The organism is Arthrobacter sp. Soil736, assembly GCF_001428005.1.
Classification (GTDB): domain Bacteria; phylum Actinomycetota; class Actinomycetes; order Actinomycetales; family Micrococcaceae; genus Arthrobacter.
This window is the reverse complement of sequence record NZ_LMSB01000008.1, coordinates 57418-77669: the sequence shown is the minus strand read 5'-3', so window position 1 is coordinate 77669 and position 20252 is coordinate 57418. Positions and strand designations below refer to the sequence as shown.

Below are 20252 nucleotides of genomic sequence, written 5' to 3'. Positions count from 1 at the left end.
ACCTGAAAGCCCGGGCGGGGCCGCTATCCGGCGGCCCCGTCCGGGCCTTGCAGTTTAAGGCTCCGGTTGGGAACCCCCAATTTAGGTGGATCAGGACAAGTGGGAACAACTACGCATGGAGCGCATCCACAAGGTTTCCATGGGCAGGCCAACGCACGATGGCACGGTTACATACCTCCTAGCGGCAGGTGTCCCATGAAGCTTTTAGCGCGCAAGGACGGCGGATCCGCGGAAAAATCTGCGGCCGGCGCCAGCAAACCCTTACATCGCGGTCTCCGATTCGGCAGGCCAGGAAAGACCTCCGCCCCCTTCCGGCTGATAGCAGCGGCAACGTCGCTGGTGCTCCCGATCGCCGTCGGGCTGCCCGTGGTGGGGGCCCCGGCGGCGGCCGCCGTTGTTGGTGAAGGTTTCACCGTCACCCCGTCGGATCTGTCGTTCATCCTGAAGCAGATCAAGATCGCCGAGGCCCACGTGGCCAACACCACCTCAGCCACCGGCCCTTGCGGGGCGCTGGTCGGCACCGGCCCCAACCAGCTCGCCAGCCCTCTGTTGTCCTACGGGCTGCGGACTGTTGACGGCAGCTGCAACAACCTCCAGGCCGGCCAGGAGTTCTTCGGCGCTGCTGACCAGCCCTTCCCGCGCCTGGGTTCCAAGTCCTTCCGGGATGCGGAGTCGGGATCCCTCTTTGGGCCTCCCACGCAAACCAGCTACGCGCAGAAGTCAGGCAACGTGTTTGACTCGCAGCCGCGCACCATCAGCAACTTGATCGTTGACCAGACCTCCACCAACCCCGCCGCCATCCAGGCGGCCGGCTTCCCGGTCAGGACCCAGGGCAACGAAGGTGTGGTGCCCTGCACCACGGATCCCGACACAACGGTGGACCCGCCCGTTGCCGGTGTTCCGGCCGGATGCGTGCCGTCCCACAACACCCTGTTCATCCCGAACGTGACCACTGACGTCGGGCTCTCGCCACCCTACAACTCGCTGTTCACGCTCTTCGGACAGTTCTTCGACCACGGCGTGGACCAGACGGTCAAGAGCGGCGGATCCGTGTTCGTGCCGCTGAAGGCCGATGACCCGCTGGTGGCCGGTCCGGACCACGTCTTCGGCAACGCGGACGACCTCAACCCGAACCTGCGCTTCATGGTACTGACCAGGGGCAAGAACCAGGCCGGCCCCGACGGCGCGTTCGGCACCGCGGATGACATCCAGGACGCCAACAACACCGACTCGCCCTGGGTGGACCAGAGCCAGACGTACACGTCCCACCCCTCACACCAGGTCTTCGTGCGGGAGTACGTCAACAACACCGCCGGCCGTCCTGTCTCCACCGGCAAGCTCCTCGGCGGACCTGCCGGCCCCATTGCGGGCGGCATGGCCACCTGGGCGACGGTCAAGGAACAGGCCGCCACGATGCTGGGCCTGCAGCTCACGGACAAGGATGCCCTTGATATTCCGATGATCGCCTCGGACGCCTACGGCAAGTTCATCCCGGGACCCGCGCGCGGCCTCCCGCAGTACGTCACGGACACCGGCCTGGTCGAAGGCGACACGGCAGCCCCGGTGGCCGTTCCGGCAAACGCCAAGCACTTCGACACGCCGTTCCTGACGGACATCGCGAACAACGCAGTGCCGAACCCGGGTTTCACTCCCGATCCGGATTCCGTGGTCACGCCGGGCCTCGTGCCTTGCGTCCAGCCGGGCTTCCCGACGGGCTGTGTTAACCAGTACGACGACGAGATCCTGGACATGCACTTTGTCGCAGGTGACGGACGCGTCAACGAAAACATCGGCCTGACGGCCATCCACCAGATCTTCCACTCCGAGCACGACCGCCTCATCGGTGACATCAAGAACATTCTCACCAAGGACGGGGGCGCAGTCACCGGCACGGCCACCGGCCGGGCCGCCCTGGCGGAATGGAAGCTGGCGCTGGGTGCGGACGGCTGGAACGGCGAGCGCCTGTTCCAGGCAGCCCGGTTCATCACCGAGATGGAATACCAGCACCTGGTCTTCGAGGAGTTTGCCCGCAAGATCCAGCCGGCCATCAACCCGTTCGAGCCGTTTGCCTTCACGCAGACGGACATCAACCCCGCCGTCAAGGCTGAGTTCGCCCACGCCGTGTACCGCTTCGGCCACTCCATGCTGACTGAGACGATTGCCCGGACCAACGAGGACGGCACGAGCAATGACATCTCGCTGCTCAACGGGTTCCTGAACCCGCCCGCCTACACCAACGGCGGTACGGCAGGCCAGCTCACGTCCGAGCAGGCTGCCGGCAGCATCATCATGGGCATGTCCGACCAGGCCGGCAACGAACTCGACGAGTTCGTCACCGACACCCTGCGGAACAACCTGCTGGGCCTCCCGCTCGACCTCGCCACGATCAACATGACGCGTGCACGGTCCGAAGGTATCCCCACGCTGAACGTCCTCCGGCGTGAACTGTTCTCCTCCACTAACGACGGTGCACTCACGCCGTACAAGAGCTGGGTGGACTTCGGCGAAAACATGAAGCACCCGGCATCGCTCATCAACTTCGTGGCGGCATACGGCCAGCACGACTCCATCAAGAACGCCACCACCCTGGCGGACAAGAGGGAGGCTGCACGGCTGCTCGTCAGCCCTGACGCCCTTGCCGGCGACGTCGCACCCGCCGACGCAGCGGCATTCATGAACAGCACGGATGCCTGGGCCAACGACGGAGCCAACTCGAAGACGGGCGTCGACAACATCGACCTTTGGGTGGGCGGCCTCGCGGAGATGACCACTCCGTTCGGCGGACTGCTCGGCTCGACGTTCAACTACGTCTTTGAGAACCAGCTCACGGACCTGCAGAACGGTGACCGGCTGTACTACCTGGCCCGCACCCCCGGCATGAACCTCCGGGCGTCCCTCGAAGGCAACTCCTTCGCCGAGATGATGATGCGGAACACGAACGTGCACACCCTGAAGGCTGATGCCTTCGCCACCGCGGACTGCAAGTTCCAGCTGGGCAACCTCGCCGGAACCCAGCTCGGCTTCACCACCTCCGGTAACACCGTGGCCGACGATCCTGCATCCGACTGCAACGAGTCGGCGCTGCTGATCCGGCAGCCCGACGGAACCATCCAGTACCGTTCGTTCAACACTGTTGATCCTTCCGGCATCAACGGCCAGAGCGTGTTCAACGGCACTCCCGGGGTAGACCGGGTCCGTGGCGGCAACGACAACGACACCTTCTGGGGTGGCGAAGGCAATGACGTCATCGAGGGCGGCTCCGGTGCGGACGTTCCGCTCGGCGGCGAAGGAAACGACATCATCACCGACCTCATCGGCGACGACGTCCTCAAGGGCGGTCCGGGCAACGACGCGATCGACGGCGGCCCCGGGCTCGACATCCTCATGGGCGGCGACGGCCAGGACTTCATGAACGGCGGCGCCAATTCCAACGAGACCTTTGCCGGTGAAGGCAACGACTTCATCATCGCCGGCCAGGGCCTGGACGCGGTGTTCGGCGACGGCGGAGACGACTGGCAAGAGGGCGGTGACCAGCCCGACCTGCTGATCGGTGACTCCAGCAACCTGTTCTTCCTGGACGACTCCCAGAAGCCGGGCCACGACGTCCTGTTCGGCCAGGGCGGCGACGACGACTACGACATGGAAGGCGGCGACGACATCGGCCTCGCAGGTCCCGGCGTTGAGAAGGTTGCCGGAGCCTCCGGCTACGACTGGGAGATCGGCCTCCAGGATCCCCAGCCGCAGGACGCGGACCTCAATCTGCCCATCCTGCCGCTGGATATCCTCCAGGTGGGCGTCCGCGACAGGTACAACGAAGTCGAGGCGCTGTCAGGCGGTCCGCTGGACGACAAGCTCCGCGGTGACGACGTTGTTCCCAGCCAGGTTGGCGGCGCAGGGTTCATCGGTTGCAGCGTTCTTGACCAGGACGGCGTCAACCGGATTGCCGGCCTGAACGAGCTGATCCCGACACTGCCGACTCCGTTGGCTGACGTGGTGGCGGCATCGGCTTCAAAGGACTGCCCGATCCTGAGCGGCACGCACGTCTGGGGCGATGGCAACATCATCCTCGGCGGCGGCGGCAGTGACACTCTCGAAGGCCGCGGCGCCAACGACATCATCGACGGCGACCGTTACCTCAACGTCCGGCTGAGCGTCCGGGATGCAAGCGGCGCCGAGATCGGCAGCGCCACCAGCATGGCCGCGAAGTACCTGCGGGACGCAGCAGGAGCGCTGACCGGCCCGACACTCCAGGAAGCGGTCTTCGCGGGCACGGTGGACGTCGGCAACATTGTGGCAGTCCGCGAGCTCCTGTCCGCCGGCGGCGGAACGGACACGGCAGTGTTCTCTGACGTCGCGGCGAACTACACGGTGACCACCACCGGAGGAACCGGCGAACTGGGTTCACCCGGTTCCGTGACCACTGTGGTCCACAACGGCGGCGGCATCGACGGTACCGACACCCTGAGGAACATCGAACGCCTGGTGTTCTCTGACAGTGTCACTCCCGCCACGCCCGTCCTCGGCGCCCTGATTGCCGGCAACACCCAGGTGACGGTCAACTTCACACCGGCAGCAGGGGCAGCGGCCACCGCCTTCCAGGTGCGGGTCGTCGATGCGGCCAGCGCCCAGGTCGGGGACATCCGGATCGCAGATGCGGGTACGACCAGCCTGGTCGTGGACGGACTGACGAACGGAACGGCGTACCGGTTCCAGATAGCAGCTGAGAACGCCATCGGAACCAGCGCTTTCTCGGCACTGTCCAACCCGGTGACCCCGGCGGCTCCCGTTTTCGCGGCTGCTCCGGCGATCGGTACGGCAACGGCCGGCAACGCGCAGGTAACGGTTCGGTGGACGGCCCCCGCGGCAGTCCCCAATGCCACAGCCGTCACGCAGTACCGGGTGCGCACGTTCGTCGGGACGAGCGCCACTCCGACCCGTGAGACAACGGTCGGGAACGTCACGAACACCGTGCTGACCGGCCTGATCAACGGAACGGGTTACACCTTCGACGTCGCGGCGATCAACTCGGCAGGAACGGGTGCACCCTCCGCCCGTACCCCGCTGATCACGCCGCGGACCGAGTTTGTGGCCCCGACGATTACGGCCAGGACGCCTGCCTCAGGCGCCACGTCCGTCAGCCAGGCGGCCAACATCACGGCGACCTTCAGTGAGGCAGTGACAAACCTTACTACGGGAACGGTGGTTCTCAGGCTCAACGGCAGCCCGACGCCCATCCCCGCAGCGGTCACGTACAACAACACTACGAGGACGGTGACGCTCAATCCGAACGCGACCCTCCTGCCTGACCGTACATACAACATGGCATTCTCATCGATCCGGGACACCGCTGGAAACTCGATGTCCCCCTCGCCGTGGCAGTTCACCACTGGTCCGGCCCCAACCGTAGTCGCGGCCACTCCGTCAAATCGCGCGACAAATGTCAGGCGGACGGCGAACATCACGGTCAGGTTCAGCGAACCGGTTAGGCTGCCCACAGCTGGGACCGTTGTCCTGCGGCTGGGCGGTAGCGTGGTCCCGGCGGTGGTTAGCTATAACGCTACGACGAGGACAGCGACGCTGAACCCCTCAGCGACTCTGCTGGCCAACCGCACGTATACGATGGCCGTTTCGGTCCGCGACCTGGCCGGTAACCAAATCTCCACTCCACCGTGGACGTTCACAACGGGGACGGCCTTATAGCGGCACCGTAATCCAGTAGGCCGGCTGGGGGGCTCCCTCAAGGAGCCGCCAGCTGTTCCTCCCAAGACCCCACGCCCGACCCTCCACCACACCGCGCAGCCGCAGCGCGGGGAGGGCCGGGCGTGGTTTTGCGTGCACAGCGTCTCACCATGCGGGACAAATGTGGCCGTCCACTGGATGGACACTACGATTGATAGGTCTGTTTCCAACCCCAACCAGGATTGTGGACTCCCTATGAATCTTTTGCGGACCAAATCTATCGAGCAGTCAATGGCCGACGCCGATGAACCCGGACGTAAGCTGAAGCGCTCCCTGAGCACGTGGGACCTGATGATCATGGGCGTGGCAGTTGCTGTCGGCGCCGGCATCTTCTCGGTCGGCGCAAAGGCTGCGGCTAACTTCGCCGGCCCCGCCGTGACGGTCTCCTTTGCCGTCGCCGCCGTCACGTGCGCCCTGGCAATCATGTGCTATGCGGAGTTCGCCACCGCCATCCCGGTGGCAGGGTCAGCCTACGTCTTCACCTACGCGACCATGGGCGAGGTGCTGGCCTGGATCATCGGATGGAACCTCATCCTGGAGCTGTTCACTGCCGCCGCCGTGATTGCCAAGTACTGGGGCATCTACCTCAGCAAGGTCTTTGCCCTGATGGGCGTCGACATTCCGCCCGCCATCTCGCTTGGCGGAGTCGACCTTTACTGGGGTGCCTTCCTCATCGTCGCCATCTTCACCGTGTTGCTGGTGCTCGGAACCAAGCTTTCCGCGCGCGTGGGCAACATCTTCACACTGATCAAAATCGGCGTCGTGATCTTCGTGATCGTTGTCGGCTTCAGCTACGTCAAGCTCTCCAACTACACTCCCTTCGTTCCCGCCTCGGAGCCCACGGCCAGCGCTGGGGCGGCGGACGTGATGAAGCAGTCGTTCTTCGGATTCCTTACGGGCGCGGCCCCGGCGCAGTACGGAACGCTGGGCATCTTTGCCGGGGCGGCACTGGTCTTCTTCGCCTTCATCGGCTTCGATGTGGTGGCCACCTCCGCGGAAGAGGTCAAGAACCCGCAGAAGACCCTGCCGCGCGGAATCTTCGGCGGCCTGGCCCTGGTCACGCTGCTGTACATCCTGGTGTCCCTGGCCCTGACGGGCATGGTGTCGTACAAGCAGCTCGCGGAAGTCAAGAACCCCACGCTCACCACTGCCTTCGAAGCCGTCGGCAACACCGATGCCGCCAAGGTCATTGCCTTCGGCTCGCTGGTGGGCCTAACCACCGTGATCATGGTGCTCCTCATGGGCCTCTCCCGCGTCGTGCTCGCCATGAGCCGCGACGGCCTGCTGCCGCGGTCGCTGTCCAAGACCAGCGAAAAGCGTGCAACGCCGGTCCGCCTGCAGGTCATCTGCGGTGCCGCTGTCGCTTTGGTTGCCGGGCTGACCAACGTGGACCTGCTCGAGGAAATGATCAACATCGGCACCCTCTCCGCGTTCGTGATGGTCAGCCTGGGAATCCTGGTGCTGCGCAAGAAGCGCCCGGACCTGAAGCCTGCCTTCCGGGTGCCGTTCGGCAAGGTGCTGCCCGTCCTTTCCGCCGTTCTCTGCCTCTACCTGATGACCAATCTTGCCGTGGAGACTTGGATCTTCTTCGGTATCTGGCTTGTCCTGGGCCTGGCTATCTACTTCGCCTACGGACAGCGGCACTCCCGGCTCAATGAGAAGTTCGCCGGCGCCAAAGCCGCGGTGGACGGCCCGGCCAAGAGCCTCGAGGACGATGAGGACGACGTCCTGACGAAGGTCTGATCTGCTGCAGTCCCACCAGGCCGGGCGGAACGCCGTTCACGGAGCGGCGTTCCGCCCGACCCAGTCGACCAGCGGGCGCAGCTTGTCCCATAGCCGCGCGATCTCGTCTTCGGCGTCCGGGGAGGACAGCCAGTCCGGCTGACCCAGAGCGACGCTGGCGGAGAGTGATTTGTGCTTGAGCAGCTCCGCGCGCGGGTGCTCCCGGGGGAAGCCCCGCGGCACGGTCTTGAGCTTTTCACCTTCAACCGTGAACCCTGCTGCGGCGATGGCGTCCACAATGTGCTGCAGCTGCTGGCCGGTGCCTGTCGCATCGACGGAATTCCGGTAGCGGGCCAGCTGGGCGGGTGAATGGGAGTGGTAGCCCCCGCCCACGAGCAGGCCGTCAGCGCTCAGCTGCAGGTAGTAGCCCACCCCTTCTTGAAACGAGGCGAACGCCCCCTGGGCGGTCTTGTAGGGTGACTTGTCCTGCGAGAACCGGATGTCGCGGTTCGGCCGAAAGATCTTGCTGGGTCCGAACTGCGGTTCCAGCCGGGCCAGGAGCGCAGTGAGGGGCTCCTTAACGGACTCCTGGTACACGGTCGAGTGGGCCTGCCACCAGTCCCGGGTGTTGTTCTCTTCCAGTTCGGCGTAGAAGGCCGCCGCGGTGGCGACGGGGATGCCCTCGAATGTGCTCATGACTGAAGACTAGGCACTGGAACCGCTGCGGGCCACCGGCGTGGCCGCGTATGTGGAAAACGGACCGCTCGCCCCATTTGTCCGGCTAGCGGCTACCGGCTAGCGGCAGGCGGTGATCCGGTACAGGGCGCGGCCGTCGGCGGACGCGATCTTTTCAAAGCCCAGGTCGGTGGGCACATGGTAAAAACCGGGCCAACGCTTCAGGCTGGCACTGCCGTGCGCCGCGCCTGGCGCATCCTCATAAAAGTGCGTGGCTCCGACCTTGCGCAAGGCCTCGCAGATCGACTTGTCTGTCCTGAGCCGATTGAAGCCGGTGCGGAGCAGTTCCTTGGCCGGACTCCCGGACGTCGGGGCGCCCAACTGCGTGTACACCACATGCCGTCCGGTGAGGGTGTAGAAGTATGTTTCGCCGTTGAACGGGTCACCGATTACCACTGCGTCGGCCGGAAGCATTGCGCCGGCGCGCTCGATGAAGGCCTGTTCGCCTCTTGAGAGGACGCCGGTTCCGGGATTGTCGGACACCACGTAGTTCTGTGCGGCCACCGCCACCCGCTCCACCGACCGGTAGCTCCCCGATCCCGAGTAGATTCCGTAGATCATGACGGCAACGGACAGGGCGGCGAGGATCGCGGGAACAGGCCACCTGCCACCGGTGCGGGCCGAGGGCAGCCGCGTCGACACTGCACGCTTGGCTGCCCTTGCCAGCACGGCGATGGCCAGGGCCGCCAGCAGGCTGCCCGTCATCGCGATGAAGGGGGCGATCCTTTGCGTGTCCTTGTACCAGAAGCCTGTCAGCCACCGTAGCCCGTTTTCCGGTCCAGCGGCCAGCACATAGAGTGCCACAAAGGCCAGCCAGGAGATGGCGAGTGGCCTCGCCCCCCTGACAAAGACAGCCACTGCAGCGCCAACGATCACCAGCAGCCCCACCGCGAGGTTGAAATCGTCCGGGGCCGGCGGGGACAGGGCCGGAAACCGCGGAAGGTCGAAGAAGGCAAGGCGCAGTGAATCCGGGATTTCGGCACGCACCGCCCGCCGGTAGGCCATCACGCCCGCCAGCAGCCGCGAGTTGGCCAGGACAGAATATGCCGCCACCGCCGCTACAACCGCCGCCGCGGCCGCAGCTACCGCACGCCAGGGACTGCGGCGCGCACCCCGCACTAGTGGCGGCAGCAAGCCGGCCGCGACGAAGGGAAGGACGGCAACGGCGGTGGCAAAAACGGCACTGGGGTGCGCGGCGACGCAGCCGCCGAGGAGTGCGGCCAGAATTACGGCGAGGAGGACATGCTCCCTGGCCTGCATTCCGGCCCGTTCTGCGGAGGTCAGGCGCCGCAGAAGCACCACGGTCACGGCCAGGGTGGCCGGGACCAGGGCGGTGGCGAGACCGTTCGGCCACTGGCCGCTACGGAGGAGTTGGGAGAACGGAAAGCTGACGAACGAGGCCGCGATCAGCGGCGTCAGTGCCCAGGCCGCTGGATGCCGCGGCAGGACGACGGCGGCCAGGAACGTGAGGCCGATCGGCCAGATCATGCCTCCGATGACGATAGAGGACAGATTGGCTGTTTCCGTTACGCTGCCCGGGACGAGCGCCACCGCGCTGTGCCAGCCTGCGGGGTAGTACGTCGGCTGGCCGGCACCGAATATCGGGGCTATGCCCCACGGCGAGGCGCTGCCGGATTCCTGGATCCACCGCAGGACGTTCAGATGGAAGATCGGATCCCAGCCCTGCGAGGCTGTGGCCGGGTCGCCGATTCCGCGGAGCAGCGCCAGGCAGGTCACCGCCGAACCGATCGCCACGCCCGCACCGACCGCAATTTTCGCCGGCAAACCGAGGCCTGCGGGCGACAAGGGCGTGCTGAAGCTGAACCGCCGGCCCGCCAGCCAGGCGGCAAGGATGGGCGGCAAAGCCATAACGGCGGCAGTGGCGGCGTTCCAGGGCACGCCCACGGAGTCCGCCAAGAAGCTCCCGGCGAGGAAGATCAGCAGGGTGATGGCCGGACTGAGAGCGGTGGCCGCGGGCCAGCCCGGCTTCAGCGGCAGGAGCACCAAAAGCCCCGGCAGGAAAAACGCGGCGACGAGGAGCACAACGGTCAGAGCATGTGGAAGCAGCTCAAGAAGCCAATCGAGCATGGGCGTGTCAGCGCGCTCCGGGCCGGATCTTGTTCCTCAGCGGGGCGGCCAGGGCTTTGTTGAAAAGCTTGGCGGCGCCGGCTGTCAGGGATCCGGCCTGGCCGGTCAGCGGCGGATAGATGCTGCCGGCCTCAGCACGTTTCTGCGCCACAAGTGCAGGCAGCTCATCCCGCAGGGTTCCCCGGTACTGAGGCATGTCCGGCTCCTCAGAGTCCGTGGTGAGCGACCAGCCACTTCCCAGCGCGGTCAGTGACTCGTGTTTGACGTCGTAATAGCCCTTCTTCATACTGACGGCGACGCCGCGGGCACCCGCGGCGGCCGCAAGCAGGTGGAAGTGGAACCGGCTCGTGATCCAGGTCTGATTGCGTGAGAGGGGCAGGCCGTGTGTCCAGATGTGCGAAAACGGCAAGAACCGTTCCTCCGGGATGAGGTCGGCCAGCAGGTCATAAGCGGCGCGGTCTGCGCCGGGAATGGCCTCGACGTAATACGCCTGAGTGCCCTGCTGCCGGGCCCTTTCCACGGCCTTGCGTGCCGACGCCACCGCCGTTTCGAAACGCTCCGGGTCGGCGGTGTCGCTTTGGATGCACACGAACAGGCCCGACAGGGCTTCAGTCCGGGCAATTTCCTCAGACACGCCGAGAAAAGCATCATCCAGGCCCCGGGGTACTCCATAGGCCTCGGCGCCCGCCTCATCCCGCGATGTGACGTGGCTGAAGCCTTGAAATAACGGCATCTCGGCCGGGGCGGACGTCACCATCGGCATGAGTCCCTGGCCCGTTGCGATGAGCCGGGCGCCGGTCAGATCGTGGACTGCCCGCATTCCCAGGACCAGTCCGGCGTGATGGGACCAGTTCTCGTTGATGAAGCCGCCGCCGATCAGGTGCAGCGATTCTGCTTCGCGCATCTTGAGGATGCCAAGGTCGTAGGAGGGCGAGCCCAGCTCCGTCACCCGCGCCCTGATGGTTTCCGCCGCAGTTTCAATCGGGACCTCGGCACTTTCGTGCACCAGCCGCCACAGCGTATTCGTGACCCGCAGGCGCGGATGAAGTCCGTCGAAGAGGACCTGCGCGAGGCCCGGCTGGGGGCAATCAAGCCACACCTCGGCGTCCGGCCGCTCAACGGCAAGATACCTAAGCCATGCGGCGGCGATGAACTCGTCGCCGAAATTGGGGTTGCCCGAAGGGCCGATCAGATAAATGAGGCCCGACTGCATGCTGACGACTATATCGCCCCGCGGGCGGGGACGTGCGCCTGGCAGCCGGTGCCGGCGGATGATGACGCGTGCAGCGGGACGCAAAGAACCCCGCCGCGGCAGTGCCGCAGCGGGGTTCCTGTCAGGCCGAAAGGCTATTAGCCGATCTTGTTGGCGGCCTCAGCGTCGGAGCTGGCGGCCGGGGCTGCGCCCAGGTTGGCGCGCAGCTTGGCGCCGAGTTCGGCGTCAACGTTGGTCCAGTACTGGATGGCGCGCTCCTTGATGCCGGGGCTCTTCACGCCGCCCACGGCGCCGGTGATGGTGTCCAGCAGGCGGGACTTCTCGCCGTCGTTGAACACCTCGCGGTACAGCGCGCCGGCCTGGACGAAGTCGCCGTCCTCGGCGTGCAGGGAGTGCGCGGCAAGCGTCAGCGCGCCGTCGTTCTCCCAGCCGCCGGCCGGGCTCTGCGGCTCAACAGCTGCGGGGCCGCCCACCGAGTTCGGGGCGTAGACCGGAACGGACGGGGCGTTGAAGTGGTAACGCCCGGCGCCGTCCTGGCTGTAGTTGTTGACCTGGTTCTTCGGCTGGTTCACCGGGATCTGGGCGTGGTTGGTGCCCACGCGGTAGCGGTGTGCGTCGGCGTAGGAGAAGATGCGGGCCTGCAGCATCTTGTCCGGGGACGCGGCGATGCCCGGCACGAAGTTCGACGGCGCGAAGGTGGCCTGCTCGATCTGCGCGAAGTAGTTCTCCGGGTTCCGGTTCAGCTCCATGGTGCCGACCTTGATCAGCGGGTAGTCCGCGTGCGGCCACACCTTGGTGAGGTCGAACGGGTTGAAGCGGTAGGTCTTGGCATCCTCGTACGGCATGACCTGGACGTGCAGGTCCCAGGACGGGAAGTTGCCGGCGGCGATGTTTTCCTGCAGGTCGCGGATGTAGAAGTCCGCGTCCGAGCCTGCCAGCGCCTCTGCTGCGTCGCCGGTCATGGACTTCACGCCCTGGTTGGACTTGAAGTGGTACTTGACCCAGAAGCGCTCGCCCTCGGCGTTGATCCACTGGTAGGTGTGCGAGCCGTAGCCCTGCATTTCGCGCCAGGACGCCGGCAGGCCGCGGTCACCCATGAGCCAGGTGACCTGGTGCGCGGACTCGGGGGAGAGGGTCCAGAAGTCCCACTGCATGTCGGCGTCGCGCAGGTGGGTGCCCGGAAGGCGCTTCTGCGAGTGGATGAAGTCCGGGAACTTGATGCCGTCGCGGATGAAGAACACGGGGGTGTTGTTGCCGACGAGGTCGTAGTTGCCCTCGGAGGTGTAGAACTTGACGGCGAAGCCGCGGGGATCGCGCCAGGTGTCGGGGGAGCCGTTCTCGCCGGCGACCGAGGAGAAGCGGATCAGCATTTCGGTCTCCACACCCGGCTGCAGGAACGCGGCCTTGGTGTACTTGGAGACGTCCTCGGACGTGGTGAACTTGCCGAATGCGCCGCCGCCCTTGGCGTGCACAACGCGCTCCGGAACCCGCTCGCGGTTGAACTGGGCGAGCTTCTCCACGAGGTAGTGGTCGGTCAGGATGATGGCACCGTCGGCACCGGTTGCCTTGGAATGGGCGTCGGACGTGACGGGAGCACCGGACTGTGTCGTGGACACGGCGGGCGCAGAGATGTTCGAAGTCATCTTTCTCCTTTTTTTATTGATTACTTGTCAGTTGCGTTCAGAAGGAAGTTTTTGGGCCCGCTGGCAGTCCCCGCAGATGCCCTGGTACATCACATCGGCGATCTGGATGGTCATGGGATGGGAGTTCTCGTTCCAGTGCGGGGTGAGGCACGGGGCATGGCCCACGGCACAGTCGACGTCCTCCACCCGGCCGCAGCTGATGCAGATGGCGTGGTGGTGGTTGTCGCCGACGCGCGTCTCATACAGGGCCGGGGAGTGCGGCGGTTCGAAGCGGCGCAGCATGTGCAGGTCGGTGAGGTCGCCCAGCACAACGTAGACGGACTGGGCGGTCAGCTCCGGAAGTTCCTCGCGCGCCGCGGCCAGGATGCTGTCGGCCGGGGAATGGGGGTGATGCTCGACGGCGGCCAGCACCGCCAGCCGCTGTTTGGTCACCCGGCGGCCGTGGGCGCGCAGGGCCGCGGCCCATGCTGCGTGGCTTTCCGGGTGTTCGGTCATGGTTCCATTGAACCACTTATTTTGACTAGATCACAATAAGGCTGGGCTAAGTTCCCTGCGCGGCTACAGTTGCCGGGTGGGGAAACTACTGGCAGACATCACTCCGCTGCGCGAAAGCCCGGCCTTCCGCCGGCTGTGGGCCGGCTCGGCAATATCCAACATCGGAAGCCAGCTGACGCTGGTGGCCGTCAGCCTGGAGGTCTACCGGCTGACCCATGACAGCCTCTACGTGGGGCTGCTGAGCATCTTCGCGCTGTTTCCGCTGGTGGTCGGCGGGCTGCTGGGCGGCTCGATTGCCGACTCGCACGACCGCCGCAACGTGGCCCTTTTGTCTTCCTCGGTGATGTGGGCGGCCGTGGGCGGGCTTGCTCTCCAGGCCTGGCTGCAGCTGGGAAACGTGTGGCTGCTCTACGCGCTGGTGGCCGTGCAGAGCGGCGCCCAGGCCATTAACCAGCCGGCCCGCAGCGCCATCATTCCCGTCCTGGTCCGCAAAGAACTCCTCCCGGCGGCGAACGCGCTCAGCATGGTCACGTTCGGACTGGCCATGACGGCAGGTCCGCTGCTGGCCGGCGTGCTCGTGGCCACGGTCGGATTCGGCTGGACCTACACCCTGGACCTGGTGAGTTTCGCGTTCGCCTTCTGGGCACTGCTGAAGCTCCCACCCATGCCGCCCGGCAGGGAGGCGGGCCGGGCCGGGCTGCGGTCCGTCGTGGAGGGCTTTCGGTTCCTGGGCACCCGCCCCAACCTGCGCATGACGTTCGTCATCGATCTCGTGGCCATGATTCTCGCCCAGCCGCGGGCGCTGCTGCCGGCGGTGGGCGCCCTCATGGTGGGAGGCGGCGAAACCACTGTGGGCATACTGTTGGCCTCCACGGCCGTTGGCGCGTTCCTGGCGGGGCTGTTTTCCGGACCGCTGGGCGGCATTCGGCGGCAGGGAAGTGCCGTGGTCTGGTCCGTCATGGGGTGGGGAGCATCCATCGCGGCGTTCGGTCTGGTGGTGGTCCTGGCCGGGAGGTCGGGCGCAGGGGGCGTCACGGCCTGGCTGATTCCCGCCGCATTGTGCTGCGGCCTGGCGGGCATCGCGGATTCCGTGAGCGCCGTTTTCCGCACCACGATCCTGCAGTCAGCCACGCCCGACCACCTGCGCGGCCGCCTGCAGGGCGTCTTCATCGTGGTGGTGGCCGGCGGCCCCAGGGTGGGCGACATGTTGGCCGGCGGCGGCACTAAAATTCTAAGTGAGGGCTGGGTCCTGCTGATCGGCGGCCTCCTGTGCATGGCGGTTGCCTGGGCGGCGGCGCGTTGGCAGTCCGGCTTCTTGAAGTACGACGCCGGGAACCCGGTTCCGTAGCGACGCCGGCGGAGTCAGGACCTGAAGTCACGACCTGTGGAGGCAAAAGTGCACAAACACTACAACGGCCTGAAGACCGCGGCGCTGTTCGGCGTGCTGTGGGCGGTGCTGTTGGGCCTGGGCGCCCTGATCGGCGTCAACTCCCGCAGCGCGGCACCCATTTGGATCATGGCGCTGATCGGCATCGGGACCACCACCTACGGGTATTGGAACAGCGACAAGATCGCGCTGAGGGCCATGCAGGCCTACCCGGTGGCCCAGGCCCAGGCCCCGCAGCTGTACGAGATGGTCGGGGAACTCTCGGCCCGCGCCAATCAGCCGATGCCCCGCATCTATGTCTCGCCCACCATGGCTCCCAATGCCTTTGCCACGGGCCGGAACCCCCAGAATGCCGCCGTGTGCGTCACCGAGGGAATCCTTCAGATGCTCACTCCACGGGAGCTCCGCGGGGTGCTGGGCCACGAGCTCATGCACGTCTACAACCGCGACATCCTGACGTCCTCCGTGGCCGCTGCCGTGGCGGGCGTGATCACCTCGGTGGGGCAGATGCTGCTGTTCTTCGGCGGCGGCGACCGCCGCAACTCGAACCCGCTTGCCCTCATCGCCATGGCGCTGTTGGCACCGCTCGCGGCGTCGCTCATCCAGGTGGCCATCTCGCGCACCAGGGAGTACGACGCCGACGAGGACGGCTCGCAGCTCACCGGCGATCCGCTGGCGCTCGCCTCCGCCCTGCGCAAGATCCACCAGGGGGTCCAGGTGGCACCGCTGCCGCAGGACCAGAAACTGGTCAACACCTCCCACCTGATGATCGCGAATCCCTTCCGCGGCGGCGGGATGAGCAGGCTGTTCGCCACCCACCCGCCCATGCAGGACCGGATCGCCCGGCTGGAGCGGATGGCAGGCAGGTCGCTCGGCTGAGCGCCGCCGTCGTACTTCCTGGCTGGCGACGCGCAGATGACCTGGCGACGCGCAAACTGCTTGGCGACGCGCACATTACCTGGCGCGGCCGGAATATCCGTAGCGCGGGGCAACGCGCGCGTCGCCAGACACGGGACCGCGTCGGCAGATCAGAGCGGCCGGGCATAGCAGACGGAGAGCGGCTCGCCAGCGTAGGGGCCGAAGTTGTCGATCAGCCGGTAGCCCTCGCGCTCGTAGAACCTGATGGCATCTGGCTGGGCTGTCCCGGTCTCGAGTTTGAGTTCACCCAGCCCAAGACCGGCCGCCTCGGCTTCCAGGCTGCGGAGAACCGCCGTGGCCACCCCGCTGCCGCGGTGGGCCGGCAGCACGTACATCCGCTTGATTTCGGCGGACTCCGCATCCAGCAGCCGCAGCGCACCGCAGGCCGCCGCCGCGCCGTCGGAATCCCGTGCCACGAGGAACACGGTGATGTCCTCTGACGTGGGTGCCGATCCCGGCTCGTGATCGTCGCAGCCGTACCGGGCGTCCAGTTCGGCCCGCTGCATGGCGCGCAGCCGGGTGCCGTCGTCGCCGTCCCAGGGCTCGGCTGCCACTGTGAATTGCCGGTCTTGGATGACGCCGTGAGTTCCGGTCATGCCTTGAAGAGCCCTTCGCCGATGTAACCGCCGGGCTGCACTCCAGGAGGAACAGCGAACAGGCCCGAGCCGGTGTGCTGCAGGTATTCTACGGACAGCGTGTCCTGCCGTGCCATGGCCATCTGCATGGGCACGTAGTTGGTGCGGGGATCCTTCACGAAGGCAATGAAGAACAGGCCGGCATCCAGGTGGCCGAGTCCGTCAGAACCGTCAGTGAAGTTGTAGCCGCGGCGCAGCATCCGCACGCCCTTGTTGTGCGAGTGGTGCGCCACCCGGACGTGGGAGTCCTTGGCGATCAGCGTCTCGTCGTCGCGGCCTTTCGCCTCGAAGTCAGGGGCCGTGAACTCGGTGCCTCCGGACAGCGGGGCACCCTCGGCCTTGGTCCTGCCGATCAGGCCTTCCTGTTCACGCAGCGAGGTGCGGTCCCAGATTTCCACGTGCATGCGGATGCGGCGTGCCACCAGGTAGCTGCCGCCTTCCATCCATGCCTCCGCTGCCTTGCCGCCGCCGGGCACCCAGATGTGCTCGTCGAGGAGCTCCGTGTCTTCGGCTTTGACGTTGCTGGTGCCGTCCTTGAACCCGAAGAGGTTGCGCGGAGTCTGCTGGGCGCGGGAAGTGGAGGACGTCCGGCCGAAGCCCAGCTGGGACCAGCGCACTTTGGTCTTGCCGAACCCGATGCGGGCAAGGTTCCGGATGGCGTGGACGGCCACTTGAGGATCGTCGGAGCAGGCCTGGACCACCAGGTCGCCGCCCGTCCGCTGTTCCTGGAGATCGTCGCCGGGGAAGTGCGGCAGGTCGATCAGCGCCGCCGGCCGGCGCCCGTCCAGCCCGAACCTGGCCTTGCCGTCCTTCTCGAAGAGCGTGGGGCCGAACCCGAAGGTGAGGGTCAGCCGCCCGGCGGTCAGGCCCAGGGCCTCGCCGGTATCCTCCGGCGGCGCGTCATAGGGGCCGCTCACTGCTCCGGTGGCTCCGGCTTCGCGCCCGGCCGACATCGCCGCGGCGGCTTCCGTCCAGTCCTTGAGCAGCTGGATAAGTTCGCCGCGGTCCTCGGTGATGACATCGAAGGCGGCCATGTGCAGCCGGTCCTGGGCCGGCGTCGTGATCCCGGCCTGCCGCTCACCGTAAAAAGGGACGGTGTCACTTACCGGATCCGTGGATCCGGCGGCGCCTGCGGCCAACGCATCGTGGCCCAGGAACCCGGCGGCGAGTCCGGCGGCGGCACCCACGCCGCCGACGCCTGCCAGCGACAGCAACCCGCGGCGCGTTACCTGGCTCACAGGACCACCGCCGACGTCAGCTTCGAAAGGGGCTCGCCCAGGGCGTCCACCAGCGCGGCAAGCCGCTGCACCTGGGCCGGGGAGAGCTCGTTGTAGTACTTGAAGCCGCCCCCGGTGGCGTGCTTCTTCAGCTCGGCCTGCAGGGCGGTGAACTTGGTGTCCAGTTCGGCCGCCAGCGCGGCGTCCTTCTGGCCCAGGACGGGCCGCAGGTTTTCAAAGGCGATCCTGGCGCCATCAATGTTGGCCTGGAAGTCCCAAAGGTCCGTGTGGGACCAGATTTCTTCCTCGCCGGTGACCTTTCCGGTGGCAACTTCGTCCAGGAGTTCCTTGGCTCCGTTGCCAAGCTTGTCCGCGGTCAGGGTCACGGTGCGGGTCCGCTGGTAGAGGTCTTCGGTGTCCGCCACCAGCTGCTTGGACAGGGCAGCCCGCTCGGAAGCGGCCATCGGCTTGTAGCCGGCGGGGGCAAAAAGGTCCTTCTCTGCACGGTGCCAGCCCGTCCATTTTTCGCCCGGTTCAAGGTCCGCTTCGCGCAGGTCCAGCTTGGGGTCGAGGTCGCCGAAGGACTCGGCCACGGGTTCGATCCTTTCCCAGTGCATGCGGGTATCGGCGTACAGGCTGCGGGCCTTGGCGGCGTCTCCTGCGGCGAAGGCGGCCGCGAACGCCTTGGTGCCGGTCACCAGCTGCTCCGTCTGGTCCTTGACGTAGGCGGTGTACTGCGTGACCGCGGTGTCACTCAGCTTCCGGAGGTTGGCGTCGGCCGTGACCGGCTTGCCGGAGTCGGTGACGGTGAACGCGGCCCGGATTCCGTCGCCCTGGAGGGCCGGCTTGCATGCCGTGGTGTAGGACCCTGCGGGCGCGTTCACCACGAGGTTCCGGGTGATTCCCGGTGCGATGTTTTCCGCTTCGGCCACAATTCGAAGCCCGTCCTCGGCGAGGAGGTAGAACTCGGTGACCTGGTCGCCGTCGTTCTTGACGGAGAAAGTGATGTTGCCGCTGGGTGCCTCCGTGGTGGAGACGTTGCAGTCATCTTTGGTGCTTGAGACGGCAATGCTGCCGCCGTCCGAAGAAGGCGCGGGCGACGCTGTCCCTGCGCAGGAGCTCAGGACGAAGGGGAGCAGGGCGGCGCCAGCCAGCAGGCTGAGTCCGGAGGCGCGGCGTGCCGAACGCGCACGCCCGGTGCTTGCCGGCAGGGAAGAGTGAGACGCAGTCATGGTGTCCTTGGGGATGTCGGTGCGGGGATGTCATTGGGGAGGTGCTGCGCGCGCCTTGGGTCTCGAGAGGTCCCCGATCGAGGTAAGGCTCGCCTAAGCAGGAAGCCGGACTTCCGGAGTTCTACGCAGCCATCCTGGCCGACAGCGACCTCGGCCTCGCGCGCGGCGATCTGCTGGTGACCATGCGGGCACCCGGCCCTTGGCGTCTGTTCTGGCCCCTTGCGTGTCGACTGACCTCCGGCGTGTCCTAGCTGCGGAAGTTGACGAACTGGAGGTCGGCCTCGTCAAAGTCCTTGAGCAGCGCCATGGTGGCCTGGAGGTCGTCCCTCGACTTGGACGTGACGCGGAGCTCGTCGCCCTGGATCTGCGACTTGACGGACTTGGGGGCTTCATCGCGGATCAGCTTGTTGATCTTCTTGGCGAGGTCCTGCGCGATGCCTTCCTTGATGGAGGCCTCCAGCCGGAATTCCTTGCCGGATGCGTACGGCTCGCCGGTGTCCAGGGACTTGAGCGAAATGCCGCGGCGGATCAGCTTGGACTGCAGCACGTCCAGGACGGCAAGGACGCGCTCCTCGGAGTTCGCCTTCATCAGGATCTTGTCGCCGCTGAAGTCGACCTCGGCCCCGACGCCCTTGAAATCGTAACGCTGGGCCAGTTCCTTCTGCGCCTGGTGCAGCGCGTTCGCAACTTCCTGTTTGTCTACCTTGCTTACGACGTCGAATGTGGACTCGCCTGCCATGACTCTCCTTATGCTGGTGGGTGCTTCGCCCGGGCGGTGCGGGCCCGGGGAGGGCCTGAATATCTGGATTCCAGCGTAGTACGGTTGGCCCGGATGTGAAGTTGCCGCCGCATTCACAGTTCACTCACAGCGGAGGCGGGGCGGGAACGAAGCTTCGGCGGGCAAAGTTGTAGCAGTTGGAAGCCGCTCCGAAAGGAAAGCAAATGACCCACAAGGCCGCCCGCTACGTCACCCGGTCCACGTCCGCCGCCGCAGGAACAATCGCCACCGCCGCCTCGTCCGTGGCCGCCGCCGCTGTGGCGGCGTCCATTATTCTCAGCCCCGTCGCCGACGCATCGTCCCGGCTCGACGGCGTGCACGCGGACCTCCAGCGGGCGGTGCAGCTCAACCAGATCACCGAGGACCAGGCCATCCGGTTCGAGGCCAAACTCGCCGGCCGCATCCTCGGAGAAGCCTGAGATTCCGGGCTTTTTGGGCACGCCGGGCCCC

At 66.3% G+C, this 20252-nt stretch carries 14 protein-coding genes; 5 read left to right on the top strand and 9 right to left on the bottom strand.

All coding sequences use genetic code 11. The features are described 5' to 3' along the window. The first annotated feature begins 195 nt into the window (after window positions 1-195). A complete protein-coding gene (locus tag ASG92_RS06690) occupies window positions 196-5700 on the top strand; it encodes a peroxidase family protein (protein WP_082579350.1) in 5505 nt (1834 codons plus the stop codon). 234 nt (window positions 5701-5934) lie between these two features. Further along, window positions 5935-7482, top strand: a complete 1548-nt coding sequence (locus tag ASG92_RS06685) for an amino acid permease (protein WP_056626227.1) — start codon at window positions 5935-5937, stop codon at window positions 7480-7482. Window positions 7483-7518: 36 nt separating this feature from the next. On the opposite strand, the gene ASG92_RS06680 is transcribed toward ASG92_RS06685, so the two are convergent. The 5 genes from ASG92_RS06680 to ASG92_RS06660 form a co-directional block, all read right to left on the bottom strand. Continuing rightward, window positions 7519-8157 (bottom strand): DUF2461 domain-containing protein, encoded by a 639-nt coding sequence (locus ASG92_RS06680; protein ID WP_056626225.1) that lies wholly within the window; start codon window positions 8155-8157, stop codon window positions 7519-7521. Window positions 8158-8256: 99 nt separating this feature from the next. Next, window positions 8257-10284, bottom strand: coding sequence for a DUF6541 family protein (locus tag ASG92_RS06675; protein ID WP_056626223.1), 2028 nt, complete (start codon window positions 10282-10284; stop codon window positions 8257-8259). Window positions 10285-10291: 7 nt separating this feature from the next. Continuing rightward, on the bottom strand, window positions 10292-11497 hold the full coding sequence (locus ASG92_RS06670) for a polysaccharide pyruvyl transferase family protein (protein ID WP_157372130.1): 1206 nt from the start codon (window positions 11495-11497) through the stop codon (window positions 10292-10294). Window positions 11498-11634: 137 nt separating this feature from the next. After that, window positions 11635-13140, bottom strand: a complete 1506-nt coding sequence (locus tag ASG92_RS06665; protein WP_056626219.1) for a catalase — start codon at window positions 13138-13140, stop codon at window positions 11635-11637. 27 nt (window positions 13141-13167) lie between these two features. Further along, on the bottom strand, window positions 13168-13635 hold the full coding sequence (locus ASG92_RS06660) for a Fur family transcriptional regulator (protein WP_056626217.1): 468 nt from the start codon (window positions 13633-13635) through the stop codon (window positions 13168-13170). A gap of 76 nt (window positions 13636-13711) precedes the next feature. Here ASG92_RS06660 and ASG92_RS06655 point away from each other — a divergent pair, with 76 nt between their 5' ends. After that, window positions 13712-14983 carry an MFS transporter gene (locus ASG92_RS06655; RefSeq protein ID WP_056626215.1) on the top strand — a complete coding sequence of 424 codons (1272 nt, stop codon included), beginning with the start codon at window positions 13712-13714 and terminating at the stop codon, window positions 14981-14983. Window positions 14984-15031: 48 nt separating this feature from the next. Further along, complete coding sequence (gene htpX, locus ASG92_RS06650) at window positions 15032-15901, top strand: zinc metalloprotease HtpX (RefSeq protein ID WP_056626213.1); 870 nt, start codon at window positions 15032-15034, stop codon at window positions 15899-15901. A gap of 149 nt (window positions 15902-16050) precedes the next feature. On the opposite strand, the gene ASG92_RS06645 is transcribed toward htpX, so the two are convergent. The 4 genes from ASG92_RS06645 to ASG92_RS06630 form a co-directional block, all read right to left on the bottom strand. Next, a complete protein-coding gene (locus ASG92_RS06645) occupies window positions 16051-16536 on the bottom strand; it encodes a GNAT family N-acetyltransferase (RefSeq protein ID WP_056626212.1) in 486 nt (161 codons plus the stop codon). After that, window positions 16533-17813, bottom strand: a complete 1281-nt coding sequence (gene efeB, locus ASG92_RS06640; RefSeq protein ID WP_082579349.1) for an iron uptake transporter deferrochelatase/peroxidase subunit — start codon at window positions 17811-17813, stop codon at window positions 16533-16535. Before efeB ends, ASG92_RS06645 begins: the two co-directional genes overlap by 4 nt. Beyond that, window positions 17810-19024: an iron uptake system protein EfeO gene (efeO, locus tag ASG92_RS06635; protein ID WP_056626210.1), complete on the bottom strand. Its 1215-nt coding sequence runs from the start codon at window positions 19022-19024 to the stop codon at window positions 17810-17812. The genes efeB and efeO overlap by 4 nt, the downstream gene beginning before the upstream one ends. Window positions 19025-19271: 247 nt before the next feature. Continuing rightward, window positions 19272-19763 carry a YajQ family cyclic di-GMP-binding protein gene (locus ASG92_RS06630; protein WP_056626208.1) on the bottom strand — a complete coding sequence of 164 codons (492 nt, stop codon included), beginning with the start codon at window positions 19761-19763 and terminating at the stop codon, window positions 19272-19274. 203 nt (window positions 19764-19966) lie between these two features. On the opposite strand from ASG92_RS06630, the gene ASG92_RS06625 reads away from it, so the two are divergent. Next, entirely contained in the window at window positions 19967-20221 is a 255-nt protein-coding gene (locus tag ASG92_RS06625) for a hypothetical protein (RefSeq protein ID WP_056626205.1), read from the top strand. Window positions 20222-20252: the final 31 nt, after the last annotated feature.

Excerpts from the sequence above, each read along its gene's own strand:
- efeO (WP_056626210.1), bottom strand. The coding sequence starts at position 19,024 with ATGACTGCGTCTCACTCTTCCCTGCCGGCAAGCACCGGGCGTGCGCGT.
- ASG92_RS06680 (WP_056626225.1), bottom strand. The coding sequence starts at position 8,157 with ATGAGCACATTCGAGGGCATCCCCGTCGCCACCGCGGCGGCCTTCTAC.
- ASG92_RS06685 (WP_056626227.1), top strand. The coding sequence starts at position 5,935 with ATGAATCTTTTGCGGACCAAATCTATCGAGCAGTCAATGGCCGACGCC.
- ASG92_RS06660 (WP_056626217.1), bottom strand. The coding sequence starts at position 13,635 with ATGACCGAACACCCGGAAAGCCACGCAGCATGGGCCGCGGCCCTGCGC.
- ASG92_RS06665 (WP_056626219.1), bottom strand. The coding sequence starts at position 13,140 with ATGACTTCGAACATCTCTGCGCCCGCCGTGTCCACGACACAGTCCGGT.
- ASG92_RS06675 (WP_056626223.1), bottom strand. The coding sequence starts at position 10,284 with ATGCTCGATTGGCTTCTTGAGCTGCTTCCACATGCTCTGACCGTTGTG.
- ASG92_RS06645 (WP_056626212.1), bottom strand. The coding sequence starts at position 16,536 with ATGACCGGAACTCACGGCGTCATCCAAGACCGGCAATTCACAGTGGCA.
- ASG92_RS06670 (WP_157372130.1), bottom strand. The coding sequence starts at position 11,497 with ATGCAGTCGGGCCTCATTTATCTGATCGGCCCTTCGGGCAACCCCAAT.
- ASG92_RS06630 (WP_056626208.1), bottom strand. The coding sequence starts at position 19,763 with ATGGCAGGCGAGTCCACATTCGACGTCGTAAGCAAGGTAGACAAACAG.
- ASG92_RS06625 (WP_056626205.1), top strand. The coding sequence starts at position 19,967 with ATGACCCACAAGGCCGCCCGCTACGTCACCCGGTCCACGTCCGCCGCC.
- ASG92_RS06690 (WP_082579350.1), top strand. The coding sequence starts at position 196 with ATGAAGCTTTTAGCGCGCAAGGACGGCGGATCCGCGGAAAAATCTGCG.